The 15,938-nt window shown below is 61.6% G+C and carries 9 protein-coding genes and 1 pseudogene; all 10 read left to right on the forward strand.

Translation table 11 applies throughout. The features are described 5' to 3' along the window. Positions 1 to 187: 187 nt before the first annotated feature. The 10 genes and pseudogenes from MF410_RS24705 to MF410_RS24750 all read left to right on the forward strand — a co-directional run bounded on the left by MF410_RS24705 (position 188) and on the right by MF410_RS24750 (position 15,422). Positions 188 to 1,654, forward strand: a complete 1,467-nt coding sequence (locus MF410_RS24705) for an alpha-glucosidase/alpha-galactosidase (RefSeq protein WP_239620577.1) — start codon at positions 188 to 190, stop codon at positions 1,652 to 1,654. Positions 1,655 to 1,778: 124 nt separating this feature from the next. Continuing rightward, positions 1,779 to 3,865: pseudogene (locus tag MF410_RS24710) on the forward strand (ABC transporter substrate-binding protein). Positions 3,866 to 4,037: 172 nt separating this feature from the next. Beyond that, on the forward strand, positions 4,038 to 5,045 hold the full coding sequence (locus MF410_RS24715) for an ABC transporter permease (protein ID WP_097625537.1): 1,008 nt from the start codon (positions 4,038 to 4,040) through the stop codon (positions 5,043 to 5,045). A gap of 1 nt (position 5,046) precedes the next feature. Beyond that, positions 5,047 to 6,186 (forward strand): ABC transporter permease, encoded by a 1,140-nt coding sequence (locus MF410_RS24720; protein ID WP_097625536.1) that lies wholly within the window; start codon positions 5,047 to 5,049, stop codon positions 6,184 to 6,186. Positions 6,187 to 6,196: 10 nt separating this feature from the next. Continuing rightward, positions 6,197 to 7,864 (forward strand): ABC transporter ATP-binding protein, encoded by a 1,668-nt coding sequence (locus MF410_RS24725; RefSeq protein WP_097625535.1) that lies wholly within the window; start codon positions 6,197 to 6,199, stop codon positions 7,862 to 7,864. 22 nt (positions 7,865 to 7,886) lie between these two features. Next, positions 7,887 to 9,257: an alpha-glucosidase/alpha-galactosidase gene (locus MF410_RS24730; RefSeq protein WP_097625534.1), complete on the forward strand. Its 1,371-nt coding sequence runs from the start codon at positions 7,887 to 7,889 to the stop codon at positions 9,255 to 9,257. A 1,441-nt stretch (positions 9,258 to 10,698) separates the two neighbouring features. Further along, positions 10,699 to 11,823 carry a sugar ABC transporter substrate-binding protein gene (locus MF410_RS24735; RefSeq protein ID WP_239620578.1) on the forward strand — a complete coding sequence of 375 codons (1,125 nt, stop codon included), beginning with the start codon at positions 10,699 to 10,701 and terminating at the stop codon, positions 11,821 to 11,823. 82 nt (positions 11,824 to 11,905) lie between these two features. After that, positions 11,906 to 13,459 (forward strand): sugar ABC transporter ATP-binding protein, encoded by a 1,554-nt coding sequence (locus MF410_RS24740; protein ID WP_097625532.1) that lies wholly within the window; start codon positions 11,906 to 11,908, stop codon positions 13,457 to 13,459. Beyond that, positions 13,456 to 14,436, forward strand: a complete 981-nt coding sequence (locus tag MF410_RS24745) for an ABC transporter permease (RefSeq protein WP_097625531.1) — start codon at positions 13,456 to 13,458, stop codon at positions 14,434 to 14,436. Before MF410_RS24740 ends, MF410_RS24745 begins: the two co-directional genes overlap by 4 nt. After that, on the forward strand, positions 14,433 to 15,422 hold the full coding sequence (locus MF410_RS24750; RefSeq protein ID WP_097625530.1) for an ABC transporter permease: 990 nt from the start codon (positions 14,433 to 14,435) through the stop codon (positions 15,420 to 15,422). The genes MF410_RS24745 and MF410_RS24750 overlap by 4 nt, the downstream gene beginning before the upstream one ends. Positions 15,423 to 15,938: the final 516 nt, after the last annotated feature.

Genomic DNA, 15,938 nt, shown 5'->3' on the forward strand with positions numbered 1-15,938 from the left:
TTCTCTGGTCGGCTTGCCGATTTCGGGCATAATCCCGCTCGACAAACAGGGAAGAGACCACGGCCGAAAGGGCGGCCGGGAGGAAAACAGACAGTTTTTCGGCTTTTTCAACCGCATGCGCTAGCATGCGGCCTGATCCTTCATGGCCGTTTTTCCTGTAGCATTCGATTGGGTCGAGGTGAAGATCATGAGTTTCAAAATCGCTATCATCGGTGCGGGCAGCGTTGGTTTCACCAAGAAGCTGTTTACCGACATATTGTGCGTTCCGGAGTTTCGCGACGTTGAATTCGCGCTGACCGATCTCAGCGAACATAATCTGGAGATGATCAGGGCGATTCTCGACCGGATCGTCGAGGCGAACGGGTTGCCGACCAAGGTGACGGCGACGACCGACCGGCGCCAGGCACTGACCGGCGCGCGCTACATCATCAGCTGCGTGCGCGTCGGCGGCCTTGAGGCCTATGCCGACGATATCAGAATCCCGCTGAAATACGGCATCGACCAATGCGTCGGCGATACGATCTGCGCCGGCGGCATCCTCTATGGCCAGCGCAACATTCCGGTGATCCTCGACTTCTGCAAGGATATCCGCGAGGTCGCCGAGCCCGGTGCGAAATTCCTGAACTATGCCAATCCGATGGCGATGAACACCTGGGCGGCTATCGAATACGGCAAGGTCGATACCGTCGGCCTCTGCCACGGCGTCCAGCACGGCGCCGAACAGATCGCCGAGGTGCTCGGCGCCAAGTCGCTGGGTGAACTCGACTATGTCTGCTCCGGCATCAACCACCAGACCTGGTTCATCGACCTGCGCCTCAATGGCCGCAGGATCGGCAGGGACGAGCTGATCGCCGCCTTCGAGGCGCATCCCGTTTATTCGCAGCAGGAGAAGCTGCGCATCGACGTGCTGAAGCGGTTCGGCGTCTATTCCACCGAGAGCAACGGCCACCTTTCAGAGTACCTGCCCTGGTACCGCAAGCGGCCGGAGGAAATCACCCGCTGGATCGACATGTCCGACTGGATCCACGGCGAGACCGGCGGCTATCTCCGCCATTCCACCGAAACCCGCAACTGGTTCGAGACCGAATTCCCGCAATTCCTGGAATCCGCCTCAAAGCCGATCGACCCCGCCAAGCGCTCGAACGAACATGCGAGCCACATCCTCGAGGCGCTGGAGACGAACCGGGTCTATCGCGGCCATTTCAACGTCAAAAATAACGGCGTCATCACCAACCTGCCCTCCGATGCGATCATCGAATCGCCCGGCTTCGTCGACCGCTTCGGCATCAACATGGTCTCGGGCGTCACCCTGCCGGAAGCCTGTGCCGCTACCTGCATCGCCTCGATCAACGTCCAGCGCATGTCGGTGCATGCGGCGATCACAGGCGACATCGACCTACTGAAGCTCGCCGTACTGCACGACCCGCTGGTCGGCGCCGTCTCGACGCCCGAGGAGGTCTGGCAGATGGTCGACGAGATGGTCGTTGCCCAGGCGCGCTGGCTGCCGCAATATGCCGATGCCGTGCCGGCCGCCAAGGAGCGGCTGTCGAAATCCAAGGTGCAGACCCGCGACTGGGCGGGCGCTGCACGCCGCAACGTTCGCTCGATCGAAGAGCTGCGCGCGGAAAAGGCGGCGCTGAAACAGGCCGTCTGACATTTCGTGAAGGCTGGTCGTCATGGGTTTCCGGGAGAGAAATCCATGATACCGGGCCCGCCTTCATATCGTTCGAGGAGAAGAGAGCCGCGTGACCCGCGCTCCGGAACAAAAGGGAGAAACGATCATGAATTTCCGCAACGCAAGCATTCTGGCCGGACTGGCGCTCGGCGTCTCGGTTCTGGCGGTGAATGCCTATGCCTCCGAGGCAACCGTGCCGCCGGTGCCACCGGATTTCCCGGCCGAAGGCAAGATCAACTATGTGGCGCGAGACTCCATCCTCGAGTTCAAGGCGCTGCCCGAATATCACGAGCCCGACTGGGTCACGAAGAATTTCGTCGCCGCCGGCAAGCTGCCGCCGGTCAAGGACCGTCTGCCGAAGGAGCCGATGGTCTTCAAAACCGGCAACATGCCCGACGGCATCGGCGTCTACGGCGATACGATGCGCCACGTCATCGGCGGCCGGCCGGAAGGCTGGAACTACGGCGCCGGCCAGACGCAGGGCTGGGGCGGTATCGATATCGGCCTTTCCGAATGCCTGACGCGCACCGCGCCGCTGTTCCAGGTGAAAGCCCAGGACACCGAGCCGCTGCCGAACCTGGCCAAGAGCTGGGATTGGTCCGCCGACGGCCACAAGCTGACCATGCACCTGGTCGAAGGCGCCAAGTGGTCTGACGGTGCGCCCTTCAATGCCGACGACATCATGTTCTACTGGGATGACGAAGTCATCGATCCGAACGTCTCGCCGCTCGGCGGCGGCGCCTCGCCGGAGGCTTTCGGCGTCGGCACGACGCTGAAGAAGATCGACGATTACACCGTCGAATGGACCTTCAAGGAGGCCTTTCCGAAGCAATATCTCTACACGATGTCCTACCCGAACTTCTGCCCGGGTCCGTCGCATATCCTGAAACCGCAGCATCCGAAATATTCGAAGAACACCTACGACCAGTTCAAGAACGCCTTCCCGCCGGAATACATGAACATGCCGGTGATGGGCGCCTGGGTGCCAGTGGAATATCGCTCCGACGATATCATCGTACTGCGCCGCAACCCCTATTACTGGAAGGTCGACGAGAAGGGCAATCAGCTGCCTTATCTCAATGAGCTGCACTACAAGCTCTCGACCTGGGCCGACCGCGACGTGCAGGCGGTGGCAGGATCCGCCGACATTTCCAACCTCGAGCAGCCGGAAAACTTCGTCGCCTCGCTGAAGCGTGCCGCCGAGAAGACGGCACCCGCCCGCCTGGCCTTCGGGCCGCGCCTCATCGGCTATAACCTGCGCATGAACTTTTCCGCCAACGGCTGGGGCAGCCCGGACGAGCGCGGCCAGGCGATCCGCGAACTGAACCGCAACGAGGACTTCCGCAAGGCCGTCACCATGGCGCTCGACCGCAAGGCGATCGGCGACTCGCTGGTCAAGGGGCCGTTCACGGCGATCTATCCGGGTGGGCTTTCATCCGGCACCAGCTTCTACGACCGCAACTCCACCGTCTACTATCCCTTCGATCTCAAGGGCGCCAAGGCGGAACTCGCCAAGGCAGGGCTGAAGGATACCGACGGCGACGGCATCGTGAACTTCCCGGCCGGGACGGCCGGCGGCAAGAATGTCGAAATCGTCATGCTGATCAACAATCAGTACACGACCGACAAGAGCCTTGCCGAAGGTGTCGTCGGCCAGATGGAGAAGCTCGGGCTGAAGATCGTCCTCAACGCGCTCGACGGCGCCAAGCGTGACGATGCGCATTATGCCGGCCGCTTCGACTGGCTGATCCAGCGCAACACGACGGAACTGTCGTCGGTGGTGCAGAATACCGAGCAGCTCGCCCCCGTCGGCCCGCGCACCAGCTGGCAACATCGCGCCGGCAAGGACGACAAGCTCGATCTGATGCCCTTCGAAAACGAGCTTGTCGACGTCGTCAACAAGTTCACGACAAGCCAGAGCAACGACGAGCGCGTCGATCTGATGAAGCAATATCAGAAGATCTCGACCGAGCACGTCAACACGGTGGGCCTGACCGAATATCCGGGCGCGCTGATCATCAACAAGCGGTTCTCGAACGTGCCGCAGGGCACCCGATCTTCATGTTCAACTGGGCTGAAGATTCGGTGATCCGCGAACGTCTGTGGGTGGCCGCCGACAAGCAGGGCAAATATGAGCTGTTCCCCGAGCAGCTGCCCGGCAAGCCCGGCGACAAGGGTCCGATCAACTGATCGGTGTCATCAGGACAAAGAGCTGAGCGCGTCGCATCCGATGCGGCGCGCCGGAGAACTCCCTCCCAGCTGAAATGAGCTTCCGGCCGCGCGTGGCGCGCGGCCGGATATGACCAACGAGCCGGCCGCGCCGACAAGGAGCGACTGGCGGCAAGGAAAAGCGGACCGTCCGATGTTACGATTCCTGCTCGTGCGCATAGCCTCCGCGATCCCCGTCCTTTTCATCCTGAGCGTGGTGACCTTCGCGATCATCCAGGCTCCGCCCGGCGACTACGCCGACTATATAAGATCGCAGCTGATCAACCAGGGCGGCGCTTCCTACGCCCAGGCCGACGCCCAGGCACAGGCCTACCGGGTCGAACACGGCCTGGACAAGCCGATGGTCGTTCAATACGTCAACTGGATCGGCGGCATCGTTACCCGCGGCGATTTCGGCTACAGCATGTTCTACAACAAGCCGGTCGCCGATGTCGTTGCCGAGCGGCTGCCGCGCACGCTGCTCTTGGCGCTCGTCTGCCACATCTTCGCTTCCGTGCTCGGCATCGGCTTCGGCATCTGGGCGGCGACCCGCCAATACAGCTGGATCGACAGCACGCTTTCGGCGGTTTCCTTTCTCGGCATGACGGTGCCGCGCTTCCTGATGGCGCTGATCATCGTCTATCTCCTGGTCTTCCAGTTCAACGTGTCCGAAATCGGCAGCTTCTTCTCGCCGCAATATGGCGGGGCGCCCTGGTCGTGGGCGAAATTCGTCGACCTCGTCCACCATGTCTGGCCGGTCGTGGCGATCGCCACCTTCGGCGGGCTCGCCTACAATATGCGGGTGATGCGCGGCAACCTGCTCGATACGCTGAATGCCCAATATGTCGAGACGGCCAGGGCCAAGGGGCTTTCCGGCGGGGCGGTGGTGATGCGCCACGCGGTGCCGAATGCGCTGCACCCGCTGGTGATGTATCAGGGCGTCGTGCTGCCTTACATGCTGACCGGCGAGATCGAGACCGCCATCATCTTTGCGCTACCGACCGTCGGCCCGGCGATCGTCGGCTCGATGGCGATCGGCGACGTCTATGTCACCGCCACCTTCATGTTGGTGCTGTCGGCGACGCTGATCGTCGGCAACATCATTGCCGACATGCTGCTGGCGATGCTCGACCCGCGTGTCCGCCAATATGAAGGAGCCTGAGATGCTGGCTTTCGACTCCTCGCCGCCACCGCCGACGACGACCGAACCTTCGGTCAGCAAGCCATCGCGCGGGCATGAGAGCTACATCGCCCTGGTCTGGCGCCGGCTCAGGCGCTCCTGGACCGGCATGGCCGGGCTCATCCTGGTCGGGCTGCTGCTCTTCATGGCGATCTTTGCTGATTTCGTCGCGCCGATGGATCCGAAGGCGACCGATGTCGGCTTCGCCCCGCCGCAGGTGATGAGCTTCCACGACAAGGACGGCAATTTCGTCTTCCAGCCGCGCGTCTATGCGCTGTCGGATTCCGAGGAACTCGACCCGGTCACCTTCCAGCCGATCGTCGGCATGGATTACGACAATCCGAGGCTGCTCGGCTTTTTCGTCAAGGGCGCCGAGTACAAGCTGTTCGGCCTGATCCCGGCAGACCGCCACTTCTTCGGCTCGACCGACGGCCAGCCGGTGCATTTCCTCGGCACCGACAAGTTTGGCCGTGACGTGCTGTCGCGCGCCATCATCGGCTCGCGCATCTCGCTGATGATCGCGCTCACCGTCGTCTTCATCGTCACCCTGATCGGCACGACGGTCGGCATGGTTTCGGGCTATTTCGGCGGCACCTTCGATATCTGGCTGCAGCGCTTCGTCGAGCTGGTGCTCGCCTTCCCGCAATTACCGCTCTATCTGGCGCTGACCTCGCTGATCCCGGTGACGGCGCCGACCAATGTCTTCCTCGCCTTCGTCATCTTCGTCATGTCGGCGCTCGGCTGGGCGCAGATGTCGCGCGAGGTGCGCGGCAAGACCTTAGCGCTCGCCCGCATCGATTATGTCCGCGCGGCAATGGCGGTCGGCGCCACCGACAAGCGCATCATCATGCAGCATATCTTCCCGAACGTGATGAGCCATGTCATCGTCGCGGTGACACTGCACATACCGAGCGTCGTGCTGCTCGAATCCTTCCTCGGTTTCCTCGGCTTTGCCGTCAAGCCGCCACTGATCTCCTGGGGGCTGATGCTGCAGGATACGGCGACCTATTCGGTCATCGGTTCCTATCCCTGGATTCTCTCTCCCGTCGGCTTCGTGCTCGTCACCGTCTTCGCCTTCAATGCGCTGGGCGACGGACTGCGCGACGCGGTCGATCCTTATTGAGGTGATTGATATGGCTCTTTCCCTGGTCAATTCCTTCGCCCCGCTTGTCCGCCACGACCATGACGGCCGCTCGGACACACCGATCATCGACGCCCGCAACGTGGCGGTGAACTTCAAGGTCGAGGACGGCATGGTCGAAGCCGTCAAGGACGTGTCCTTCCAGCTCTATCGCGGCGAGACCATCGCCATCGTCGGCGAATCAGGCTCCGGCAAATCGGTGACCGCAAGAACGGTGATGGGGCTTCTGTCGAAGCGCGCCGTCGTCTCCGGCAAATCGACGGTTTCCTATGACGGCAGCAATATTCTCAAATTCTCCGAGCGGGAGCGCCGCAAGCTGCGCGGTGACCGCATTTCGATGATCTTTCAGGAGCCGATGAGCTCGCTGAACCCGATCTATACGATCGGCAGCCAGATCGTCGAGGCGATCCGCGTGCATCGCCGCATGAGCCGCAGGGATGCGGAAAAGCGGGCGCTCGAACTGCTCGAACATGTGCAGATCCCCGACCCCGCCGCGCGCATCCGGCAATATCCCCATCAGCTTTCCGGCGGCCAGCGCCAGCGCGTGATGATCGCCATGGCACTCGCCAACGATCCCGATGTGCTGATCGCCGACGAGCCGACGACGGCGCTCGACGTCACCGTGCAGGCGCAGATCCTCAACCTGATCCGCAACCTGCAGAAGGAAATGGGGATGGCCGTCATCCTCATCACCCACGACCTGACGGTGGTGCGGCAGTTTTCCGATTACGTCTATGTGATGCAACATGGCGAAGTGCGCGAGCACAACACCACCGAGGCGCTGTTTGCCAATCCGCAGCACGCCTATACAAGACATCTGCTTGCCTCCGAGCCGCGCGGCGAGGCCAATCCGCTGCCGGCGGGATCGGATGTCATCCTCGACGCCAAGGGCGTGCGCGTCGCCTTCATGCTGCGCCACGGCACCTTCCTCAAGCCGGCGATGCGCGAGCTTGTCGCCGTCGACAGCCTTGATCTGACGCTGCGCCGTCACGAGACGCTCGGCCTCGTCGGTGAATCCGGCTCCGGCAAGACGACCTTCGGCCAGGCGATCCTGCGGCTGAATACGCCCGACAGCGGCGAGATCCATTTCGACCATCAGCCGATCCACGGGCTTTCCAGGGCCGAGATGCGGCCGCTACGGGCCCGCATGCAGGTGGTGTTCCAGGACCCGTTCTCCTCGCTCAACCCGCGCATGACGATCGGCCAGATCATCGAGGAAGGCCTCGTCGTCAACCGGCTGGGCGCCACCAGGGCCGAGCGGCAGGACAGGGTGCGCGAGGCGCTGATCTCAGCCGGCATGCCCGGCAATATCCTCTCGCGTTTCCCGCATGAATTTTCCGGCGGCCAGCGCCAGCGCATCGCCATTGCCCGCGCCATCGCGCTGGAGCCGGAATTCATCCTGCTCGACGAGCCGACATCGGCGCTCGACCTTTCCGTCCAGGCCCAAATCATCGAACTGCTGCGCAAGCTGCAGGACGAGCGGGGTCTGAGCTACCTCTTCATTTCCCACGACCTCAAGGTCGTCCGGGCGCTTTGCCACCGCGTCATCGTCATGCAGCACGGCAAGATCGTCGAAGAGGGCCCCGTCAACGAGGTTCTCACCCATCCCAAGACCGCCTACACCGAACGGCTCGTCAAAGCCGCTTTCGAGGTAGCATGACTATCGAATGCCGGAGGTTATAATGGCAGCAAATCCCAAGATCACATTCATCGGAGCTGGCTCCACCGTTTTCATGAAGAACATCATCGGCGACGTGTTGCAGCGTCCGGCGCTTTCGGGCGCAACGATCGCGCTGATGGATCTCAACCCGCAGCGGCTCGAGGAAAGCGCTATCGTCGTCAACAAGCTGATCTCGACGCTCGGCGTCAAGGCCAAGGCCGAGACCTATTCCGACCAGCGCAAGGCGCTTGCCGGCGCTGATTTCGTCGTCGTCGCCTTCCAGATCGGCGGCTATGAGCCCTGCACCGTCACCGATTTCGAAGTGCCGAAGAAATACGGCCTGCGCCAGACGATCGCCGATACGCTCGGCGTCGGCGGCATCATGCGGGGCTTACGCACCGTGCCGCATCTCTGGAAGGTCTGCGAGGACATGCTCGCCGTCTGCCCGGAAGCGATCATGCTGCAATATGTCAACCCGATGGCGATCAACACCTGGGCAATAGCGGAGAAGTACCCGACCATCCGCCAGGTCGGCCTCTGCCATTCGGTGCAGGGCACGGCGATGGAACTCGCCCACGATCTTGACATTCCCTACGAGGAAATCCGCTACCGCGCGGCCGGCATCAACCACATGGCCTTCTATCTCAAATTCGAGCATCGCCAGGCCGACGGCTCCTACCGCAACCTCTATCCCGACCTCGTCCGCGGCTACCGCGAGGGCAGGGCGCCGAAGCCCGGCTGGAACCCGCGCTGCCCGAACAAGGTGCGCTACGAGATGCTGACGCGGCTCGGTTATTTCGTCACCGAAAGCTCGGAGCATTTCGCCGAATACACCCCCTATTTCATCAAGGAGGGCCGCGACGACCTGATCGAGAAATTCGGCATTCCGCTCGATGAATATCCGAAGCGCTGCATTGAGCAGATCGAGCGCTGGAAGGGCCAGGCGGAGGCCTATCGCAGCGCCGACAAGATCGAGGTTCAGCCGTCGAAGGAATATGCCTCCTCGATCATCAACTCGGTCTGGACCGGCGAACCCTCGGTCATCTACGGCAATGTCCGCAACAATGGCTGCATCACCTCGCTGCCCGCCAATTGCGCCGCCGAAGTGCCCTGCCTGGTCGACGCCTCCGGCATCCAGCCGACCTTCATCGGCGACCTGCCGCCGCAGCTGACCGCGCTGATCCGCACCAACATCAACGTGCAGGAGCTGACGGTGCAGGCGCTGATGACGGAAAATCGCGAGCACATCTACCACGCCGCGATGATGGATCCGCACACGGCCGCCGAACTCGACCTCGACCAGATCTGGTCGCTGGTCGACGACCTGCTCGCCAGCCACGGCAACTGGCTGCCCGAATGGGCCCGCACATCTAGAAAAGTTCAAGCCGCCTGACCTCTTTCTCCCGGGTCTGGCGTCAAAGAGCCCCGCGGTGTGGCAACGACCGCGGGGCTTTTATTTTGAGATGAAGGTCGGCATCAATTACGGGGTATGTCGTTGGAAGAAACCGGAGCTTCGGACCTGTTTGGCTGAAATGCGCGGCGCATCAGGAAAGGGCTGACGCCAAGCCGTTCGGCGGTCGCGCCGTGCCAATGTGTGCAGACCGCGGCGGAGTCCACAAGGCCGGCTTTGAGAACGGCAATCGGCAGCCGTTCGATATGGCCGCCGATCACCTGAAAGTTTGAGCTCCGATCGGCGGGTTGTGGACGAGGTCCCCGATTGCCCGCGAGCCACCGTTCGCGAGACCACGCCTGGTCCGGGCTTTGCGTTTCCGCGATTGCCGCCCTGGAAGTCGCTGATGATGACTATTCGGCGTAGCGATTTCGGCACTGCTGGCAATAATGGCATGGAGCTCCCGCAATGATGTCCGAATCCCGAACTATGCGATCGCACGTAGTGTTGCCGCCTTGTCGCACTGGTTAGCACCGCACTTGAGCCAGAGCGATCTACGCATCTCATTGTCGCGGGACGATGGTTGCAGCTTTTCCTGCTGAGAGCATATGATCTCTTATCGCTGCAGTTACGGCCATCGTGCCCAACGGGTCAGAAGGCGCACATACCACAGTGTCGTGGAAGTCCGGGCGCGTCATTGAGATGCTTCCCTGGTGAGTTTTTCGACTGCCCGGGGCCATAGGGACGGTAAACACAGGGAGATTGCCGTTCTTGTTGTCGCGGAATGACAGTCGAGCGCCGAGGTGCCCGCACGCTCACCTTCACGGGATCGAACTGAGCAGCGAGAAAATGAGCAACAACAGCGCGTCGTAATGCACCAGTCTCCATTTCGACTGCTCGAACTGAAGGGCCGACCAACAGCCTCACCAACTGCATCCGTTCGTAACGCAGCAGTTTGCTAAACGATGTGCCTGTGTGCGCAAGCTTTCGCAGCATGGGCGACTCAGAAGGGCCGGGTGCTGTGGCAACCGCTGGCGAAAATTGTTGTTCGGCATCACGATGCAACCGGCTGGTCGCAGGACGTCGCGATCGCGGGCAATTTTGTTGCTACGACAAGCTCCAGTGCACCACGGCATCGTGTGAAGTCAATTCGTGGCGGCAAAAGAGTAGCCGCAGGACAGGCCCCGGCGACCCTATCTTCTCCGGATGAGATTGAGAATCCGCGTTAATCAGGTCATTGCGTGCTTCTTTACAATCATAATTGGCAGCGCTAACATCGGCTGCGTGACGCCCTCGGGAGGAGCCCATCCGGCGTCATTTGGATAGCGTATCGACATGCACTGCCGGACCGGCAACCGACTGCAGAACAAACTGCAGCGGACAGTCGATGATTCCGACACCCATTCGATGCCGATCCGAACATGGCAAAAAATGGGAGGATTTGATGTACAAGACATTGGTCGGCGGCCTTCTCGCCGCGGCTGCATTTACGCTTTCCCACTCCACGGCTCTTGCCCAACCGGAAATTGTCAGCGGGCCTGCGGCCGAGGCTGACTGCTTCGCGCCGTGGGCGGCGGATACCAAGTTCTTCAAATTTCCGAAAAAAGACGGGCCTTATCGCATCGCGCTCGCCAATGGTTATATCGCCAACACCTGGCGCATTCAGATGATCCAGACGGCGAAAGCCTATGCTGCTCAGCCGGATGTCGCCGCCAAACTCAAGGAGTTCAAGGTCGTTTCCACCGGTGAGGACGTGCCGGCGCAGATTTCGGCGATCAACAACTTCATCGATTCCGGTTACGACGCCATCGTCGTCAATGCCCAGAATCCGACGGCATTTGGACCGGTCATCAAGCGCGCAAAGCAGGCAGGCGTCGTCCTGGTCGCCTTCGACAATATTCTGGATACGCAAGACGCAATCAACGTCAACGTCGACCAGAAGGGCCTTGGTGTGTTGTGGGCGAACTGGCTAGCAAAGCACCTGCCTGACGGCGGCAAGGTTCTCGAGGTGCGCGGGGTTGCCGGAACATCAGTCGATACCGACCGCCACAACGGCATACACGAAACCTTGGATGCCACCGGCAAGAAGTGGGATGTCGTCGAAGTGCTCGGCAAGTGGGACGACCCGACGGCACAGAAGGCCACCGCCGACGCGATAGCCGTGCACAAGAAGTTCGACGGCATCACCGCGCAGGGCGGCGATACCGGCGTCGTGCAGGCAATGATCGATGCCAAACATCCGTTCGTGCCTTTCGGTGGCGAAACGGAAAACGGCTTCCGCAAGTTCTGCGCCAAATATGCTGGCGAAGGCCTGAAATGCTCCTCGGCCGGCACCGGGCCTGCCCAGGTGGCGGTTGCCATCAAGACGGCGATCGCAGCACTTGAAGGACAGGTCGTGCCGCAGTCCATCAAGCTGCCGCTGGCAATCGTCGAGGACCCGAACTTCAAGGAGGGCCAGGACTTCTATCCGGATCAGTCGGACAATTTCTTCGTCGGCAACGCTTTTCCGACCTGCGGAATCGATTTCACCGCACAGGAGATCATGGGGCAGTCGAAGGAAAACCAATAGGCGGGGGGCCAACCGGATCGCTTGAGCGGCGTGCCGCGGCTCTGCCCGCGGCGCGCGAGAAACACCTGCCCCGAGGACATTCATGACGGCACCAGAAAAACCGGCGGCAACCCCGCTCTTTATGTTGAGCGGTGTATCGAAGCGTTACGGCGGCGTACATGCGTTGGAAAACGCCGAACTCACCGTGGATGCCGGGAAAATCCACGCTATTCTAGGCGAGAACGGTGCGGGCAAATCCACGCTGATCAAGATCATGGCCGGCGTCGTCGCGCCGGATGAAGGCCGCATGCTGCTCGACGGGCATCCGGTAACCTTCCGCTCCCCGGCCGAGGCTTCAGCCGCCGGCGTCACCTGCGTATTTCAGGAACTCTCGCTGATCCCGGACCTCAGCGTTGCCGACAACATCTCTATCGCCGCTCCGCCGCGCCGTTTCGGCCTGATTGACCGCAAGGCGCAACGCGTCATCGCCGAGGAGATGCTCGCGCGGGCAGGCGCCAGCGACATTCATCCGCGCGAGCTGGTCAAGGACCTGCCGCTCTCGCGCCGACAACTGGTGGAGATCGCCAAGGCGCTCGCCTGGAAGCCGCGCATTCTCATTCTTGACGAAGGAACGTCGGCACTGACGGCAGCCGACGTCGCCAAGGTCTTCTCCGTTTTGCGGCGGCTGAGGTCCGAAGGGCTGGCAATCCTTTACATTTCTCATCGGATGCAGGAGATCGCCGAATTGGCGGATCAATGCACGGTCTTGCGCAACGGCCGCAATGTGGCGAGTTTCCCGGCAGCCACGCACAGCGATGGCGAGATCGTCGAGATGATGATCGGTCGGGAATACAGCCGCGCCTTTCCGCCGAAACCGGAACGAGTTGCGAAGGATGAAGTCCGTCCGGTCCTGGAATGCCGCAAGCTCGGCTGGGCGGATACGCTGCACGACATTTCGCTTACCGTCGGTCGTGGTGAAGTCGTCGGGCTTGGAGGCCTGGATGGGCAAGGGCAGCGCGAGCTGCTGCTTGCGCTCTTCGGCGTCCTGCGCGGGACGACAGGTTCCGTCCTAGTCGACGGCAAGGCGGTTACGCTCGCAAGCCCGGCAGCGGCAAAATCCGGACAAATAGGCATGGCGCTCATCCCAGAGGACCGCAAGACGGAAGGCTTGATGCTGCCGATGACGGTCCGGGAAAATCTATCCTTTGCTGTATTGGACCGGGTGTCCAGAGCGTGGGTGATAGATCAGGAAAAGGAAGAACGGCTGATCGAGGAAATGGTACAGCTACTCGCGATCAAGACGGCAGGTCTTGACATCCCGGTCGGAGCGCTCTCCGGTGGCAACCAACAGAAGGTCGTCATCGCCAAGTGGCTGATGCGCAAGCCGCGGATCATTCTGCTTAACGATCCGACACGCGGCATCGATGTCGGCACCAAGCAGGAGATCTATCAGTTGCTGCGGCGCTTGGCCGAAGCGGGAGCAGCCATTCTCTTTTATTCGACGGATTACGGCGAGTTGATCGGCTGCTGCGATCGCGTTCTGGTCTTCTACAACGGCAGCATCAGACGCGAATTGAAGGGCGACGGCATCACCGAGCATGCGCTGGTGGCGAGCGCATTAAATGTCGGTAGCGAGAATGTGGGGAGCGCGGCATGAAGGAGTGGCGTTACCGGTTGGGCGAACGGCGCGGCACGGTGATGGCAGCCGGCATATTTGTCGTCATGTTTGCAATCTACGTCTCCAATCATCCCGCCGGACTGACGGCCAATGTCGCCCAGACCGCGGCGAACAAGGGCGTGCTGCTTGCCTTCGTCGCGATGGCTCAGACGTTGGTGGTGATCACCGCCGGCATCGACCTGTCGGTCGGCATGATCTTCATCCTGACCAATGCACTGGCTTCCTGGCTCGTGCTCGGCTCGCCGCTTGAAACTGCTCTTGGCGTGATGGCTGTCCTGGCAACCGGTCTTGCCTGCGGCGCGCTCAACGGCCTGATCGTCATCTATGGACGGTTGCAGCCGATCGTTGCCACGATCGCCACCGGCGCTGTGTTCTTCGGCATCGCCCTCCTGCTGCGACCCTTTCCCGGCGGATCGGTCAACGAGGAACTGGCAGACGTCATGACCGGCAAGGTCTTCGACTTTTTCCCGGCCAGCATTGTCGCTCTCATCGCCGTCGTTCTTGTCATATGGGTACCGTTCAGCCGCTCCCTGATCGGGCGGGCAGCCTATGCCTCCGGTTCATCGGAGATCGCGGCTTATATGTCCGGCCTGCCCATCCGCCGCGCGAAATTTGCCGCCTATGCGCTCGCCGGTCTTCTTGCGTCGATTGGCGGGCTCTTCCTCACCTTCTTCACCTTCACCGGCGAGGCAGCCTTTGCGAGTGGCAATGCCTATACACTGTTCTCAATCGCTTCGGTGGTGCTCGGCGGCGTATCCCTGTTCGGCGGCAAAGGCAGCGCGATCGGCGCAATCTTCGGAGCCCTCGCCTTCCGGACCATCGGCGACCTCCTCTTCGTCTTCGATTTCGATCCGCTGTGGCAGCCGCTGTTCCAGGGTGTGGTGCTGCTCGTCGCGGTGAGCCTTGGCGCGTTCGCATTGTTCCGTGTGCGCAATCGCCTGGAATGGTTCGGATGAACGACCTAATGCGAGAACACCCAGTGACCCGGCATTCCAAGTTCATGCATCGGCTGGACCCGGCCATTGCCACCGCCTTCGCCTGCATTTTCCTGCTGCTCATCATCGGCAGTTTCTATTCGGCGAGTTTCCTGTCGCCGGAATACCTCCTACAGCAGTTGAAGGTCGCATCCTTTCTTGGCGTCATCGCCACAGGCATGATGATCGTCGTGCTGCTCGGCCAGATCGATCTTTCCGTACCGTGGTCTGTCGCCGTCGGCGGAATGATGGCGTGCGCGGCTGCCGCTTACGGTCCACTCGGCGAGGCTCTGGCCATTCCCTTCGGCATTGCCTGCGGCATGGCGATCGGGCTCGCCAACGGGATCGGCGTCGCCTATTTGCGCATCCCTTCGATGATCATCACGCTGGCGACCAACGCCGTCGCGCAAGGATTGATGGTCGTCTATACTGGCGGCTTCTCGCCGCAGGATTCGGCAACATTTGCGATGCGCTATCTGGCAACCGGCTTCCTTCTGCCCGGGCTACCCAATGCCGTTCTCATCTGGGCGGTCGTCGGCGCCGCAACGGTCTTCGTCCTTAACCGCACGACATTCGGCCGGTCCGTCTATGGTATCGGCAATCGGGAGGGTGCCGCCTATCTTTCCGGTATCAATACCCGCCGGATCGTCATGATCGCCTTCATTGCCTCAGGGGCGCTGAGCGCCTTCGGCGGTGCCCTGCTTGCTGGCTATGCATCCAAAGCGGCGCAGTCCATGGGCGATGCTTATCTCCTGCCCTCGATCGCCGCCGTCGTCCTCGGCGGGACCTCCATTCTCGGCGGCAAGGGCTCCTATCTCGGCACCGTTGCCGGCGTGATCCTGATTACGCTGCTGCAATCGATCCTCTCCGTCATGCAGATGCCGGAGGCAGGGCGGCAGATCATCTATGGCGTCGTCATCATCGCCATGCTTTTGCTTTACGGCCGCAGCCCAGCCAACCGGCAATAGCGCGCCTGCTACTGCAACGCCGGATCAACATCGCAGGACCACTGCGCCGCCCGTCAGTCCAGTACCTGCCCGGCAGAAGGAGCGTCTCTCCTGAAACAAACTTAGACCAATGATTTGGCGGTCGTGAAGATCACGGCCGGCGAGGCACTAAAAACGCTGGCATTCCGAAAGACTGCACCAAGGCTCGGCGAGGATATTGTCGCGGTGGGAGACGATACGGGTAATGCCGAGAGACTTCACAGAGGCGTTGACGCGAGCCTCGTTGGCGACGTCCAACTGCGAGTGCCTTCGTCAAGGAACAGCATTTCGGCTTGCGGTAAAGCGCACGGTCGTTGTTCGCACAGAGCTGGCGCCGCGAGCCCTTGCGTTCAGGCTCAGAGATGCGCGGCCCTGCTCCCTCGCGCCACCGGCATACGTGCAGCATCCGATCCCGCTGCGCGGCCTCGAATTCCCACGGTCACCCCTATCTTCCCGCCCGGTACCGGAGCCGCCCCGTGCTTCAACGCGTTCGTACCG

It is taken from the genome of Rhizobium sp. C104, from assembly GCF_022354505.1.
Lineage (GTDB): Bacteria > Pseudomonadota > Alphaproteobacteria > Rhizobiales > Rhizobiaceae > Rhizobium > Rhizobium redzepovicii.

Excerpts from the sequence above, each read along its gene's own strand:
- MF410_RS24740 (WP_097625532.1), top strand. The coding sequence starts at position 11,906 with ATGACGGCACCAGAAAAACCGGCGGCAACCCCGCTCTTTATGTTGAGC.
- MF410_RS24735 (WP_239620578.1), top strand. The coding sequence starts at position 10,699 with ATGTACAAGACATTGGTCGGCGGCCTTCTCGCCGCGGCTGCATTTACG.
- MF410_RS24745 (WP_097625531.1), top strand. The coding sequence starts at position 13,456 with ATGAAGGAGTGGCGTTACCGGTTGGGCGAACGGCGCGGCACGGTGATG.
- MF410_RS24725 (WP_097625535.1), top strand. The coding sequence starts at position 6,197 with ATGGCTCTTTCCCTGGTCAATTCCTTCGCCCCGCTTGTCCGCCACGAC.
- MF410_RS24720 (WP_097625536.1), top strand. The coding sequence starts at position 5,047 with ATGCTGGCTTTCGACTCCTCGCCGCCACCGCCGACGACGACCGAACCT.
- MF410_RS24705 (WP_239620577.1), top strand. The coding sequence starts at position 188 with ATGAGTTTCAAAATCGCTATCATCGGTGCGGGCAGCGTTGGTTTCACC.
- MF410_RS24730 (WP_097625534.1), top strand. The coding sequence starts at position 7,887 with ATGGCAGCAAATCCCAAGATCACATTCATCGGAGCTGGCTCCACCGTT.
- MF410_RS24715 (WP_097625537.1), top strand. The coding sequence starts at position 4,038 with ATGTTACGATTCCTGCTCGTGCGCATAGCCTCCGCGATCCCCGTCCTT.
- MF410_RS24750 (WP_097625530.1), top strand. The coding sequence starts at position 14,433 with ATGAACGACCTAATGCGAGAACACCCAGTGACCCGGCATTCCAAGTTC.